The 14,010-nt window shown below is 68.5% G+C and carries 9 protein-coding genes; 5 read left to right on the forward strand and 4 right to left on the reverse strand.

Annotated features, from left to right (window positions below):
• Positions 1 to 75: 75 nt before the first annotated feature.
• From ACMYLB_RS20425 to ACMYLB_RS20435, 3 genes are all read right to left on the reverse strand, one after another.
• Positions 76 to 1,656 carry an FtsX-like permease family protein gene (locus ACMYLB_RS20425; RefSeq protein ID WP_415908785.1) on the reverse strand — a complete coding sequence of 527 codons (1,581 nt, stop codon included), beginning with the start codon at positions 1,654 to 1,656 and terminating at the stop codon, positions 76 to 78.
• Positions 1,578 to 2,372, reverse strand: coding sequence for an ABC transporter permease (locus ACMYLB_RS20430; protein WP_415908786.1), 795 nt, complete (start codon positions 2,370 to 2,372; stop codon positions 1,578 to 1,580). The genes ACMYLB_RS20425 and ACMYLB_RS20430 overlap by 79 nt, the downstream gene beginning before the upstream one ends.
• 103 nt (positions 2,373 to 2,475) lie before the next feature.
• Positions 2,476 to 3,678, reverse strand: coding sequence for a M23 family metallopeptidase (locus tag ACMYLB_RS20435; RefSeq protein ID WP_415908787.1), 1,203 nt, complete (start codon positions 3,676 to 3,678; stop codon positions 2,476 to 2,478).
• 213 nt (positions 3,679 to 3,891) lie between these two features.
• Between ACMYLB_RS20435 and ACMYLB_RS20440 the strand changes: the two genes are divergently transcribed.
• Positions 3,892 to 7,314 carry a beta strand repeat-containing protein gene (locus ACMYLB_RS20440; protein WP_415908788.1) on the forward strand — a complete coding sequence of 1,141 codons (3,423 nt, stop codon included), beginning with the start codon at positions 3,892 to 3,894 and terminating at the stop codon, positions 7,312 to 7,314.
• A 56-nt stretch (positions 7,315 to 7,370) separates the two neighbouring features.
• Here the strand turns inward: ACMYLB_RS20440 and mbfA are convergent, their stop codons facing one another.
• Positions 7,371 to 8,324, reverse strand: a complete 954-nt coding sequence (gene mbfA, locus ACMYLB_RS20445; protein WP_415908789.1) for an iron exporter MbfA — start codon at positions 8,322 to 8,324, stop codon at positions 7,371 to 7,373.
• Positions 8,325 to 8,518: 194 nt separating this feature from the next.
• On the opposite strand from mbfA, the gene ACMYLB_RS20450 reads away from it, so the two are divergent.
• The 4 genes from ACMYLB_RS20450 to ACMYLB_RS20465 all read left to right on the forward strand — a co-directional run bounded on the left by ACMYLB_RS20450 (position 8,519) and on the right by ACMYLB_RS20465 (position 14,004).
• A complete protein-coding gene (locus ACMYLB_RS20450) occupies positions 8,519 to 9,769 on the forward strand; it encodes a cobalamin-dependent protein (RefSeq protein WP_415908790.1) in 1,251 nt (416 codons plus the stop codon).
• A gap of 147 nt (positions 9,770 to 9,916) precedes the next feature.
• Positions 9,917 to 11,662: a methylmalonyl-CoA mutase family protein gene (locus ACMYLB_RS20455; RefSeq protein ID WP_415908791.1), complete on the forward strand. Its 1,746-nt coding sequence runs from the start codon at positions 9,917 to 9,919 to the stop codon at positions 11,660 to 11,662.
• Between the two features lie 3 nt (positions 11,663 to 11,665).
• Positions 11,666 to 12,382, forward strand: a complete 717-nt coding sequence (locus ACMYLB_RS20460; RefSeq protein WP_415908792.1) for an abortive infection system antitoxin AbiGi family protein — start codon at positions 11,666 to 11,668, stop codon at positions 12,380 to 12,382.
• Positions 12,379 to 14,004 (forward strand): acyl-CoA carboxylase subunit beta, encoded by a 1,626-nt coding sequence (locus tag ACMYLB_RS20465; RefSeq protein ID WP_415908793.1) that lies wholly within the window; start codon positions 12,379 to 12,381, stop codon positions 14,002 to 14,004. Before ACMYLB_RS20460 ends, ACMYLB_RS20465 begins: the two co-directional genes overlap by 4 nt.
• Positions 14,005 to 14,010 lie beyond the last annotated feature (6 nt).

Genomic DNA, 14,010 nt, shown 5'->3' on the forward strand with positions numbered 1-14,010 from the left:
GCAGCAGCTTCACCACGTCGACCTTGCCGGCGCGCCACGCCGGCCAGGCGCAGGCGGGCAGCGCGACGAGGAACATCACCAGGCCCACGAGGCCGAACACGAGCGGGTCGGCCCCCGGGTGCCGTAGAGCACCGCGGTCATCAGGCGCGACAGGCCCCACGCGATGCCAAGGCCCAGCACGACCCCGAGCGCGGCGAGCACGAGCCCGCTGCGGATCACCAGCCAGCGCAGCGACGCCGGCGTGGCGCCGAACGTCAGCCGGATGCCGAACTCCGCGCGGCGCTGCGCCACCGAGTAGGACATCATCGCGAACAGCCCGAGCATGGCCAGCAGCAGCGCCAGCCCGCCCAGCACCTCGAGCGCGGCCATCACGAAACGCTCGGTGTTGATCTCCGACTTCTGCTGCTGGTCGAGGCCCGTGACCGCCATCACGGCGAACTTCGGCTCGATCTCGTAGATCGCCCGGCGCACGTCGCTGTTGAACTTCGGGTCCGGCTTCGCCGTGGTGTGCACGAGCAGGTTGAAGGCCGTGTTCCACTTCTGCTGCCAGTAGGGAAAATAGTAGCGCGGCTTCGCCTCGGTGCGCGCGGAGCGGATGTCGCCGACCACGCCGACGATCTCCCATTTTTCCTGCGCGTTCAGCTCGATCCGCTCCCCCAGCGGGCTGCGGCCGGGAAAATAATTGCGGGCGAACGTCTCGCTCACGACGACCGACACCGGGTCGCCCGGGCGCAGCTCCGCGAGCGACCGGCCCGCGCGGAGCGGGATGCCGAGCTGGTCGAGCGCGTCGGGCATCAGGACGTGCGGCGCCGCGTCGACCTCGCCGGCATCCGGCCGGCCGGCGAGCTTGATCTTCACCGGCCCGAAGAACGCCGGCGTGAAGTTCGTCGCCACCAGGCTCGCTCCCGCCACGCCGGGCACCGCCTTCAGCCGCTCCACCACCTGCTTGTAGCGCTCGAGGCGCACGTCGGCTTTGAGGTTCTCCTCGCGCGAGAGGCGCAGGTTCACGATGAAGCGGTTCGCCGTCTGGTAGCCGGGCTCGTAGTCCTGCAGCGCCTGGAACGTCCGGATCATCAGCCCGGTGCCCGCGAGCAGCGCGACGGCGAGCGTGGCCTCGACCACCACCAGCACGCGGCGGATCAGGCGCATGCGCCGGCTCTCGCCGGTCCCCTGCCCGCTGTCCTTCATCGCCTCGTTCACGTTCAAACGCGCCGCGCGCCACGCCGGACCGCTGGCGACGAGCACGCCCGTGACGAGGCCGAGGAGCGCGAGGTAGCCGAGGGTTTCCCAGCTGAGCGCGATCGCCTTGAAGGTGTTTTCCTCGCTGCCGGGGGCGACCGCCAGCAGCGCGGGCAGCAGCCACTTCGCCACCATCACGCCGCAGGCGATGGCGAGCGCCGACAGCACGAGCGCCTCGATCAGCAGCGGCCGCGCCACCGCCCAGCGTCCGGCACCGAGCGCGAGCCGGATGCCGGTGTCGCGCCGGCGGTCGAGGGTGCGCACGAGCATGAGGCTGCCGGCGTTCACGCAGGCGATCAGGTAGAGGAACGCCACCGCCACGATGCTGGTCCACTGCATCACGACGTAGCGCTGGTAGCCGTCGAACTCGGGGGCGCGTCGATCGGCTTCACCACCGCCTGGTATTTGCCCATCCACTCGGCATAGGGCTGGCCCTGCTCGGGCCGGATGGTGCGCAGCTCGGTCTGCGCCTCCGCCCGCGTCGCGCCCGGGCGCAGCCGCGCGATCGTGGCCAGGTTGTTGAAGGCCGTCTGCGGCGTCGCCACCGGCGGCAGCACGAGCGGCACGAACAGGCGGCCGCCCGCCATGTTGAAGGCCGAGCGGAACTCCTCGGGCAGCACGCCGACGACCTGGTAGGTGCGCTCGTTGAGTCGGATCTCCCGGCCCACGATCGCCGGGTCCGCGCCGAAGCGGCTCTTCCAATACGCGAAGGTGAGGATGGCGACGTGCTCGGAGCCGGGCTGCCCGTCGTTCGGACCGAAGGTGCGGCCGAGGAACGGCGCGACACCGAGCACGGTGAAGTAGTTCGCCGTGACGCGCGCCACGCTCACGCCCTCGGGCTCGCCGTTGACCACGAGGTTGAGCGCGTCCGTCGTGCCGCCGGCGAAGGCGGAGAGCGACCGGGCGCGCTCCCGGTAGGCCAGGTGCCGCGCCAGGAACGTCTGGATCGGGAATGGCGAGCCCTGGTAGACCGCCTCCACGCGCACCAGCCGGTCGATCTCCGCGTAGTCGAAGCGGAGCAGCAGCGAGCCCTTGAGCGTGCTGTGCAGCGCCGCCGCGGTGCCGATGCCGAGCGCCAGCGTCAGGATGACGGTCACCGCATAACCAGGGGCGCGGGCCAGCGAGCGGCACACGACGCGAAATTCCGAGAACATAGGGGCGGAGCGACGGCCCGGATCGGTCCGCGCCCACTCCACCAGCGGCGCGACGGAGCGTCAATCGCGCACGCGCCGCGGGTCAGGCGCGGCGGAAGCGGCGGCGCCATGCCACCGCGCCGAGCGCGAGCGCCCCGGCGAGTGCGGCATAGGTCGAGGGCTCGGGCACGGCGGAGGTCGTGAGCGTCGTCGAGTTCAGCCAGATGTCGCTCGCCGTGACGGTGACGGAATACGCGGAGGAGGCGTAGGCGCCGAGCCAGCTCGTGGGCACGACGAGCTGCGAGGAGAAGGTCGTGTCCGCATCCTCGAAGTATTGCGGCGCGCTGTAGGGCTGGGTGAGGTCGCGGGTGTCAAGCAGCGCGTTGGTCGAGGCGTCGAAGCCGAGGCGCTGGTTGAAATCGAGCGTGTGCGAGCGCACGACGTTGCCGCTCGCGATCTCGCGCACCTGCACGTCAAAGCGGTTCAGCAGCGGCAGCTCGTCGAGCGACGAGGTGTATTGAAACGTCAGGCCGTCGGCGTGCGTGCCCGCGGCGAGGAGCGAGAGCGACTGCGCGTAGGTCGCGCCGCTGGAGGCGCCGCGCAGCGTGGCATCGTTGGGGTTGAAGAGCAGCATCGGGTGCAGATGCGGATCAAACCAGGCGTCGGTCGCGGTGAGGCCGCCGACCGCGATCTGGTTCTCCAGCGGGTTCGAGGTGCCGAAGCGGAGCTCGAAGTGCAGGTGGTAGGCGTAAGCCTCCCCGCCGGAGCCGCCGGTGTTGCCGAGGTGGCCGATGGTCGTGCCGGCCGTGATGGCGGAGCCCTTGGCCCAGCCGGCGTTGTTGATGAGCGTCACGCTGTCGTCGCTCAGGTGCATGTAGTAGGTGTAGAACGTCGTCCAAGTCTGCTTGTCGGGATTGGTCCCGTAGACGACGGAGGACGGCAGCGTGTGCTTCAGGACGACGTAGTTGCCGGCGCTGGCAGAGTAATCGAGCTTCTCGAACTGCGCGTCGTAGGCCGCGAGGATGTTTTCGCCGCCGGTGCCGTCGATATCGATGCCGCGATGCCAGTCGTAGCTGCCGCTGAGCGAGGGCTGGCGGCGCGGGCCGAAGGTCTCCTCGATGTCGTTGAACGCCTTCCCCTGCACGGGAAAGCTCGTGTCCGAGCGAAGGGCGGCAAACGCGTTGACGATGTCCTCGTAGCCGGCGCGAAGCGGCGACGGCAGCGCGCCGAGCACGAGACCGGCGGCGAGCAGGAGCGCGCAACGGCGCGCGGCAGCGGAGGAGCGGGAGGGGAGCGGGAACTTCATGGGCCGCCGCCGACACTGCAATGCGCGTGCCCGGATTTTTTAACTTCCGCAAGTCGCTCCGGTCTAGCGAATAAGCACGCTACGGCTTTCGGCCCACCACCGATCTTCGTCCGTCATTTTCCCGGCGCCGGGACCGGTGCGCACCGGAAAGCGACCGGCCCCACTCTTGCAAAAATCTTGAGCCAAAGAGGTGCCGCCGCTACCACGTGCGGCATGAAAGCTCCGCGCCGCCTCGGCCTGCTGCTCGGCTGCCTGCTGTCGTTCGGATGGCTCGCGGCGCAGACCACTTTCACTTGGACCGGCAACTCGACCACGAGCACCTCGGGCTACAAATCCGCCTCCGCCAGCACCGGCGCGAACTGGAGCGGCGGCGTGGCGCCGACCTCGGGGGACAATGCCCTGCTGGCGTTCGGTTCGTCGACGGGCGCCTCCTCCGGCAGCGATCTCGCGATCCAGTTCCCCTATTCGTTCGCGGCGCGCGGCCTGATGTTCGCGAGCCCGATGCCGGACTATTACCTCTCCAGCGATGACGGCGGTCTGCTCCGCCTCGGCGACGCCGGCCTGACCTTCGGCGGCTCCGGCAACTCCCTGCTCGTGCTCGGTTCGCGGATCGAGCTGGCCGGCAACCAGACCTGGGCCATCAACGACGGCACGGTCTACGCCTACGGGCGGATCTCGGAGTCGGCCACGGGCACCTCCCTCACCAAGACCGGCGGCGGCACGCTCATCCTGGACAGCAGCGACAGCGGCTTCGGCAGCCTCACTATCCAGGGCGGCACGCTCTACGTCGGCGCCAGCTCGGCGCTCGGCGACTCGAACCTGATCTCCGGCCCCGTCGGCTCCGGCACGCTCACGCTCGGCGACAACACGAGCCTGCGCACCAGCACCTCCGACGACGTCACGCTCCACAACGCCATCGTCCTCGGCAACAACGTCACCCTCGGCAACGCCGCCGAATCCGACCGCATCACCCTCGCCGGCGCCATCACCCCGCTGAGCACCGCCACCACGGTGCGCTTGGGCGTCGACGGCGCACTCTTCCTCACCGGCGGCATCGCGAACGCCGCGGGCGGCGCCACCACCCTCACCTTCGCCAGCAACTCCAGCGGCGGCGAGCAGACCACCCTCGCCAGCTCCAGCAACGAGGACAACGCGTTCCCCGTCGCCGTGCTCGCCGGCAACAACACCTACACCGGCGCCACGGTCGTGGACCACGCCGGCGTGATCTTCTTCACCCCCGGCTCGCTCGGCGCCACCAGTTCCATCGCCGCGAGCAGCGGCTACGTCGGCACCGGCTACAGCGGCGGCCTGGAGGCCATCCTCGCGAAGATCAACCAGCCCGGCTCCTTCGACGGCGCCCTCGGCTTCGACACCAACCCCGACCTCTCGAGCACGCCCACCGTTTTCACCGACACCGTCAACCTCGCCAGCTTCGCCAACGACAACGGCGGCCCCACCTCCGGCTTCTGGGGCCTCGGCACGATGACCAGCGCCACCCTCCGCACCGGCACGATCACCCCGCCCAGCGGCGGCAACTACGTCTTCGGCGGCGGCTCCGGCAAACTCTACGTCGAGACCAACCTCGGCGTCCCCGCCAACTCCACCGCCGCCGGCGTCCGCGTCCGCACGCCCTCCGGCGACGACCCGCTCACCGTCTGGCTGCGCGGCGCGAACACTTTCGCCGGCAACCTCATGAGCGATCACTCGATCGTGGTGCTCGACTCCGCCACCGCGCTGCCCACCGGCTCGAGCTACTCCGTGGATTCCGGCGCCTATGTCGGCTACACGGAGAATTTCACCGCCGGCGGCGCCGGCACCGTCACGCCCGCCCAGTTCATCGCCCGTCTCGCCGGCAACGCCTACAACTCCGACTCCGTCCTCGGCTTCGATGCCGCCGACCCGAACGGCCGCACCATCTCCGACCCGGTCAACCTCGGCAGCTTCGAGGACATCTTCATCGGCACCACCACCCACGTCCATCTCCAGGGCACCCTCACCGCGCCGTCCGCCAGCCGGCTCTCCGTCACCGGCCTCAACGGCGGCTGGCTCACGATCGACGCCCCGCTGCTCGCCACCAACGTCGGCTCTCTCCTCGTCGGCGCCACCAACAGCGACCTCCACCGCCGCGGCTACGTCGAGCTCTCCTCCGGCGCCAGCGACTTCGGCGGCGGCACCACCTTCAACAGCGGCTACCTGCTGCTCGGCGCCTCGAGCACCGTCAACGGCTCCGGCGCCATCACCCAGGGCCCGCTCGGCACCGGCACCCTCACCGTCAACAGCTCCTACGACTGGGACGCCCCCGCCACCATCGCCGCCACCACCGCCGGGGTCACGCTGCAAAACAACTTCGCCTTCTCCTCCGGCGCCCTGCAGTTCGGCGTGCCCGTCACCAGCGACGACGAGAACCTCGCCACCAAGGCCCAGGCCTACACCGGCAACGGCCTCACCCTCAACGGCACCCTCAGCGGCAACGCCTCGCTGCTCGCCTTCTCGGGCAACGGCACCTTCACCCTCAACGGCGCCAACGGCGGCCTCAGCTCCTCCTGGATCCGGATCGGCGACTCGCTCGCCACCGGCACGCCGCTCGTCGTCGCCGCCACCGACACCGCCCTCGGCGGCACCGGCAACAGCCTCTACCTCGGCAGCGGCGCCGACCTCCAGTTCACCTCCGCCGCCCCCTCGATCGGCAGCCTGAGCGGCGGCTACACCGCCGGCTACGACACCAACAACCGCTCCTTCGTCGCCCTCGCCGCCGGCTCCACCCTGACGATCAACCAGGCCTACGACGGCACGCTCTACGCCAACATCGGCGGCACGCCCGCCAACTTCTCCGGCAGCGACACCGCGAGCGTCAACGCCTCCCTGGTGAAGTCCGGCGCCGGCCAGCTCACGCTCTCCGGCACCAACGCCTACACCGGCACCACCACCGTGAAGGGCGGCATGCTCATCGCCGGCAGCACCACCGCCTTCGGCACCAGCGCCATCGTCCTCGACGGCGGCGGCATCGGCGCCGCGTCGGGCATCGTCTTCACCAACGCCATCTCGTTCGGCGCCGGCGGCGGCACCCTCGGCGGCAACGGCACCATCGCCTCCGCCATCACCGCCGGCCCGCAGGTCAAGATCGCCCCCGGCAACTCGCCCGGCCAGCTCACCTTCACCAACAACCTCACCTTCGCGGGCGGCGGCACCGCCAGCTTCGACATCGCCAACTTCGCCGGCTCCGCCGGCAGCGGCTGGGACCAGATCGTCGTCAGCAGCACCGGCACGTTCGCCCTCACCGCCACCGTCGCCAACCCGTTCACCATCCAGGTCAACTCCTGGTCCGCCGCCAACGACGCGCTCGGCGCGCTCAGCACCGACTTCAGCTCCCCCGCCTCGCTCGCCATCCTCCAGACCTCCGCGCCCATCACCGGCCTCATCGGCAGCGGCGAGTCCGGCTCGAGCAACCTCGTGCTCAACCTCGGCAACTTCACCGCCTACCAGGCGGGCACGTTCTCGCTCTCGCTCAGCAACGACAGCACCGCCCTCCTGCTCAACTTCACGCCCGTGCCCGAGCCGTCGACCTGCGTCCTCCTCGGCCTCGGCCTCGTGACGGTCGTCGCCGCCGTCCGGCGCCAGCGCTCCCGCCGGGGCTGACGGCCCCGCGCGCGCCACCGGCGGCGGTCACCGACCGCCGCTTTTGGGTCCGCGCCTCACCCCGCGCCGATCCACCAGCCGGCGAGGAACACCAGCACGCCGCCCACCACCACCTGGAAGACCGCCGACAACAGCGGCGTGTCCATGTAGCGCTTGCGGATCCACGCGATCACCGCGAGCTCCACCGCCACCACCGCGATCGCGACGTTCGTCGCCAGCCGGAAGTTCCCCACCAGATACGGCAGCGTGTGCCCGATGCCGCCGAGCGTCGTCATCGCCCCGCAGACCACGCCGCGCAGCCACGGCGCACCGCGCCCGCTGAGCTTGCCGTCGTCCGACAGCGCCTCCGCGAAACCCATGCTGATGCCCGCGCCGACCGACGCCGCCAGGCCGACCTTGAACGTCTCGACCGTGTTGTTCGTCGCAAACGCCGCCGCGAAGAGCGGCGCCAGCGTCGACACCGAGCCGTCCATCAGCCCCGCCAGCCCCGGCTGCACGAACCGCAGCACGAAGAGCCGTCGCGCCGCGTGCGCCTCCGCTTCGACCTGACCCGACGCCTGCTGCGCGCTGTCGACCAGCACCGCCGTCGCCTCGTGCCGGCCTTCCTCCTGCGCCAGGTCGCCGAGCAGCTGCCGCACGCCGGCGTCGCTCGTGCGCGCCGCCGCCGCCTCGTAGAAACGCCGCGCCTCGATCTCCATCATCGCCGCCTCCTCGCGCGCCCGCTCCGGCCGCAGCGCCTGCGCCAGCCACGCCGGCCGCCGCACGAGAAAGCCCTTCACGTCCTGCCGCCGGATCAGCGGGATGTGCTCTCCGAACCGCGCGCGATACACCTCGATCAGCCGGTGCCGGTGCCCGTCCTCCTCCTCGGCCATGCGCGTGAAGAGTTCGGCCGACGCGGGGAAGTTCGCCCGCAGCCTCTCGGCGAAATCCCGGTAGATGCGCGCGTCCTCCTCCTCCGCGCCGATCGCCACCGCCAGCAGCTGCGCCTCGCTCAAGTCTCGGAAGTGCATGCCGCGAGCCTACGCCCCCGCCCCGCGCTGTCGAACCCGCAACGCCGCGCCCACTGCCCTCTCCGCGTCGCGCCGCATCCGCGCGGCGCGGTCATTCGCCGCTCATAGGGCCGTATTAGCGCCGCTGCGATTTCCCGCGCGCGCCCGCGCCGCAGTTGCGCACGCCGCCCACCGCCGTATGTCATAGCCAACCTATGGCCGCCGCTACCCCCCGCCGCGCCGCCGTCGCTCCCGCCGCTCCGCTCCGCATCCTCACTGCGGTGCCGATCTGCGACGGGCACGACAGCGCCGTCACGACCATCAACATCGAACTCGCCCGCCACGGCATCGAGGTCATCTACCTCGGCTACCACCAGTCGGCGACGACCATCGCGCGCGCCGCCATCCAGGAGGACGCCAACGTCGTCGGCCTCAGCTCCTACAACGGCGGCCACATCGTCTTCTTCAAGGAGGTCGTCGACCAGCTGAAGGCGCGCGGCTCGGGCGACATCCCCGTCTTCGGCGGCGGCGGCGGCACGATCACGCCGGCCGACGAGCGCGTGATGAAGCGCCAGGGCACCGACCGCATCTTCTTCGCCGGCACGCCGCTCGACGACATCATGGCGCTGATCAAGCGCGAGTATGCCCGCGACGCGAAACCGAACGCGAAATTCCGCGGCGACCGCGCCCTCGCCCGCGCCATCACGATCGCGGAAACCGCCGCCTTCGAAAAACCGCACCGCGTCTCTCAACCCTCAACTCTCAACTCTCAACTGCGACGAAAGAACGCTGCGCGTTCTTTTGTCCTCGGCATCGCCGGCCCCGGCGGCGCCGGCAAGTCCACGCTGATCGACGAACTCACCTCGCGCTTCCTCAAAAAAGTCCCGCAGGGCCGCATCGCCATCCTCGCCAATGACCCGTCGCACCCCGACTCGCACGGCGCCATCCTCGGCGACCGCGTCAGCGCGATCTACGCGCAGGACGACCGCGTGTTCTTCCGCTCCATGGCCACGCGCGGCAGCCTCACCGGCCTCAGCGCCGCCGCCCCCGCTGCGATCGACATTCTGAAAGCCTCCGGCGAGTTCGACCTCATCCTCGTCGAGTCCGTCGGCGTCGGCCAGGAGAGCGATCCCTTCGGCGTATTCGGCGGCAGGAAGCTCGTCGACGCCACGCTCTTCGTCCTCGCGCCCTACTACGGCGGCCGCATCCAGCTGCAGAAGATCGCGCTGCTCAACGGCGCCGATTTCGTCGCGCTGAACAAATGCGACCACCCGATGGCGCACACCGCCAAGGCCGAGATCCAGGCGCGCCTCGACCAGAACGGCAAGGGCCAGACCCTCCACACCACCACCGCCGCCAAGCACTTCGACCCGGGCGTCGACGCGCTCTTCCGCGCCCTTGCCGAACGCGGCGGCCTCACCCTCTCCACCGGCGGCGAACCTGCCTGCCAGCTGAAACTCGCATGAGCCACGAACGGCACCACGCCGTAGGGTCCGTTGCCCCCAACGGCCCTGCGCAGGGCGCTTGAGGGCAAGCGCCCCTACCGAAAACGCCGCGCCTACCCGCCGTCTCTCAGCTCTCAACCCTCACTCTCAACTTTCCGTCTCCCACGCATGAGCCAGCTCGGAAAAATCGCCGACTCCGTCGAAACCTACAACGCCTTCGTCCGCGCCGAGGTCGCCCGCGCGCGCACCGACGCCGCCTACGCCGCCGAACTCCGCACGAAGTGGGAGAAAATCCGCGCGTCCGTCGACTACACGTCCTCGCCCACCGGCACGAAGATCCCGCGCCTCGCCCTCCCCGACACCGACGAGCCCGGCGCCATCGCCGATTACCTCCTCGGCCAGGGCCTGCCCGGTCAGTTCCCCTACGCCACCGCCGCCTACCGCGAGATGTATCTCGACCGCGACAGCGGCACGGGCGAGGAGCCCATGCGCCTCTTCGCCGGCCTCGGCCTCGCGGAGGACACCAATGCGCGCTTCAAATACCTTTCGCGAAACCAAAAAAGCATCCGCCTCTCCACCGCGTTCGACGGCCCCACGCTCTACGGCCTCGACTCCGACCACGAAGGCGTGCTCGGCAAGGTCGGCGAGGGCGGCGTCGCGATCGACACCGTCGAGGACATGCAGCGGCTCTTCGCCGGCTTCGACCTCACGCGCAAGGACGCCTCCGTCTCGATGACGATGAACGCCCCCGCGCCAATCATCCTCGCGATGTTCATCGCCGCCGCGAAGCGCCGCTTCGGCGCCGATTGCGTCCCGAATCTCCGCGGCACCATCCAGGCCGACATGCTCAAGGAAGTGCAGGCGCAGAACGAAGTCATCTTCCCCGTCGACGCCTCGCTCCGCTTCCTCGGCGACATGATGGAATGGTGCGTGCCCAACATGCCGCGCTGGTATCCCGTCTCGATCTCCGGCTACCACATCGCCGAGGCCGGCGCGACGCCCGTGCAACAAGCCGCGTTCACGCTCTCGAACGGCTTCACCTACGTCGAGCTGCTCAAGCAGCGCGGTGCCGACGTGAACGCCTTCGGCCCGCGCCTCTCGTTCTTCTTGGATTGCGGCCTCGACGTCGAATACCTCGTGCTCGGCCGCGTCTGCCGCCGCATCTGGGCCATCGGCATGCGCGACGTGTTCGGCGCCGACGCCAAGGCGCAGATCCTCAAGCTGCACACGCAGACCTCCGGCCGCTCGCTCATCGCCGCGGAGTTCCAGAACAACCTCACGCGCACCGCCGTCGAGTTGATGCTGGCCTACATGAATTACACCAACTCGTGCCACTCCAACTCCGCCGACGAGCCCTTCACGACGCCGACCGAGAAATACGCGCTCCTCGCCTCGCACGGCCAGTCGATCATCCTCGAGGAGTCCGGCGTGTTTAAGCACATGATGAACATGTTCGGCGGCGCGCCCGGCCTGCTCGCGCTCGAGCGCCAGGTCGAGAAGGGCATCCTCGATGTCTTCCGCGAGATGGACACGCTCGGCGGCGTCATCGCCGCGATGGAGCAACGCTACCAGCGCAGCAAAATACAAGAAGCCGGCCACGCCTACGAGAAACAGATCTACGCGCACGAGCGCCCGATCATCGGCCTGAACAAATACGTCTCCGAAGAAGCGCACCCGAACGTCCCCCTCGCCCGCACGCCGCCGAAAAAGCAGCGCCTGCAAGTCGAGCGCCTGAAAGCCTTCAAGAAGAAGCACGCCAAGAAAGCCCCCGAAGCGCTGCAGCGCCTCGAAAACGTCGCCCGCAACGGCGGCAACGTCTTCGGCGAACTCGTGAACACGGTCGAAGTTTGCTCCCTCGGCCAAATCACGGCATGTCTCACCGGCGTGGTCGGAAAATTCCGGCCGATGGTTTAAAGTATGAGTCCTCGAGAATACAGACTTCATCACTTTACGTCGGAGCTGCCTTACTTAATCGAAATTCTAGAGCGCGGATTTTGGCCTCGCTACTGCGCCGAGGATTTTTCTTGGACCGTTGGAGGTCGTCCCCTCTACCTAATGATTCCCATGGTGAGCTTTTGCGACATTCCACTAGGGATGTGCGCCGAGCACAAAGCAGCTTACGGCGATTTCATGGTCGGCCTCAGCAAGGACTGGGGTAAGCAAGCCAAGGTCACGCCACTGCTCTACATTCACGATGGCAGCCCTATCGCCGAACATGTGGCCAAACACGGACGTGCATTGCTTTCGGGGCAGCTTACCCGTGATGCGCTCGGGGAACTACTCCCTCTCGTGCCCTACATGAAACCGGTGAATGGATTCTTTCCCGGCAAGAAATTCATTCGGCGCACAACCGAGTGCAAAGATTTCGATGAGGAAATGGAGTGGCGCTATGTTCCGAACGACCTGCTTCAAACAATTTACCCCGAAGACATTTTTGAAGATGCCGCGTTTGATCGAAAGGCTAAGCAAAACGAAACCACGCGGAATAGCAGACTGACTTTTCCCGCCGAGGCCGTGGAGTTAATCGTTGTTCGCACGCCGGAAGATAGAACCCAACTTTCGATCCGCTTTCCTAATTTCGAATCAAAAATCAAAACCTGGGACGAGATCGAGTTCTTCCCTGAACCGGAATGAAACCCACCACCCCTTCCCCCACTCCCGCTCTCCTCGACCGCTGCAATGAAATCGCGCAGCAGGAAGCCACGCTGCGCGAAGGCGGCGGCGCGGCGGGGCAGGAGCGTCAGCACAAGCTCGGGCGGCTCTTCGTGCGCGAGCGCATCGCGGCGCTGATCGATTCGCCGGACTCGTTCCTCGAAGTCGGCCTCTGGGCGGCGCACGGCATGTATCGCGAGTGGGGCGCGTTCCCCGGCGCGGGCGTCGTTACGGGCATCGGTGACATCGCCGGCCACCCGTGCATGATCGTCGCCAACGACGCCACCGTGAAGGCCGGCGCGTTCGTCCCGATGACGTGCAAGAAGGTCCTCCGCGCCCAGCGCATCGCGTTCGAGTGCAATCTGCCGCTCGTCTACCTCGTCGACTCGTCCGGCGTGTTCCTGCCGATGCAGGACGAGATTTTCCCCGACGAGGACGACTTCGGCCGCATCTTCCGCAACAACGCCGTCATCTCCGCCGCCGGCATCCCGCAATATGCCGCGATCATGGGCAACTGCGTCGCAGGCGGCGCGTATCTCCCCGTGCTGTGCGACAAGATCCTCATGACCGAGGGCAGCGGCCTCTACCTCGCCGGCCCGCAACTCGTGAAGGCCGCCATCGGCCAGGAGACCGACACCGAAACCCTCGGCGGCGCGGCGATGCACGCGGAAATTTCCGGCACGGTGGACTTCAAGGAGAAGGACGACCATGCGGCGATCAAACGCCTGCGCTCGTTGATCGGTCTCCTGCCGGCCGAAAGCTCTCAGCCCTCAGCTCTCAACTCTCAGCTCTCGCCGGAATTTCCGGCGAGCCGCATCTACGAACTCGTCTCCGTCGACGGCCGCAAGGAATACGACGTGCGCGACGTCATCCGCTGCCTCGTCGACGCCGGCTCGCTCGACGAATACAAGGCCGACTACGGCAAGAGCATCGTCTGCGCTTTCGCCCGCCTCGGCGGCCGCCCCATCGGCATCGTCGCCAACCAGCGCATGCGCGTGCAGTCGAAGGCCGCCGGCGCCGCGGGCCTGCAGATGCCGGGCGTCATCTACGCCGACAGCGCCGACAAGGGCGCGCGGTTCATCATGGACTGCAACCAGACGCGCGTGCCGCTGCTGTTTTTGCAGGACGTGTCGGGCTTCATGGTCGGCAAGGACGCCGAGCACAGCGGCATCATCCGCAGCGGCGCGAAGATGGTGAACGCGCTCAGCAACTCCACCGTGCCGAAGATCACCGTCGTCACCGGCGGCTCGTTCGGCGCCGGCAACTACGCGATGTGCGGCAAGGCCTTCGACCCGCGTTTCATCTTCTCCTGGCCGCACGGCAAATACGCCGTGATGGGTGCTGCGCAGGCGAGCGACGTCGTGTTCAACATCCTCGCCAAGTCCGGCAAGGCGGAGCGCACGAAGGAAGAACTCGACGCGCTCCGGGCGCAGGTGAAGGCCGGCTACATCGAGCAGACCGACATCCGCTACGGCGCCGCGCGCGGCTGGGTCGACGCGCTCATCCAGCCGCACCAGACGCGCGAGACGCTCCTCCGCGCCTTCGCCCTCGCGTGCCGCCCGGCGCCGAGTGCCTCGTTCCACACCGGCGTGCTGCAGGTGTGAGCGCGA

It is taken from the genome of Oleiharenicola sp. Vm1, assembly GCF_047777955.1.
GTDB lineage: Bacteria > Verrucomicrobiota > Verrucomicrobiia > Opitutales > Opitutaceae > Didemnitutus.

Coding starts and splice junctions, on each gene's coding strand:
- ACMYLB_RS20435 (WP_415908787.1), bottom strand. CDS start 3,678: ATGAAGTTCCCGCTCCCCTCCCGCTCCTCCGCTGCCGCGCGCCGTTGC.
- ACMYLB_RS20440 (WP_415908788.1), top strand. CDS start 3,892: ATGAAAGCTCCGCGCCGCCTCGGCCTGCTGCTCGGCTGCCTGCTGTCG.
- mbfA (WP_415908789.1), bottom strand. CDS start 8,324: ATGCACTTCCGAGACTTGAGCGAGGCGCAGCTGCTGGCGGTGGCGATC.
- ACMYLB_RS20450 (WP_415908790.1), top strand. CDS start 8,519: ATGGCCGCCGCTACCCCCCGCCGCGCCGCCGTCGCTCCCGCCGCTCCG.
- ACMYLB_RS20455 (WP_415908791.1), top strand. CDS start 9,917: ATGAGCCAGCTCGGAAAAATCGCCGACTCCGTCGAAACCTACAACGCC.
- ACMYLB_RS20460 (WP_415908792.1), top strand. CDS start 11,666: ATGAGTCCTCGAGAATACAGACTTCATCACTTTACGTCGGAGCTGCCT.
- ACMYLB_RS20465 (WP_415908793.1), top strand. CDS start 12,379: ATGAAACCCACCACCCCTTCCCCCACTCCCGCTCTCCTCGACCGCTGC.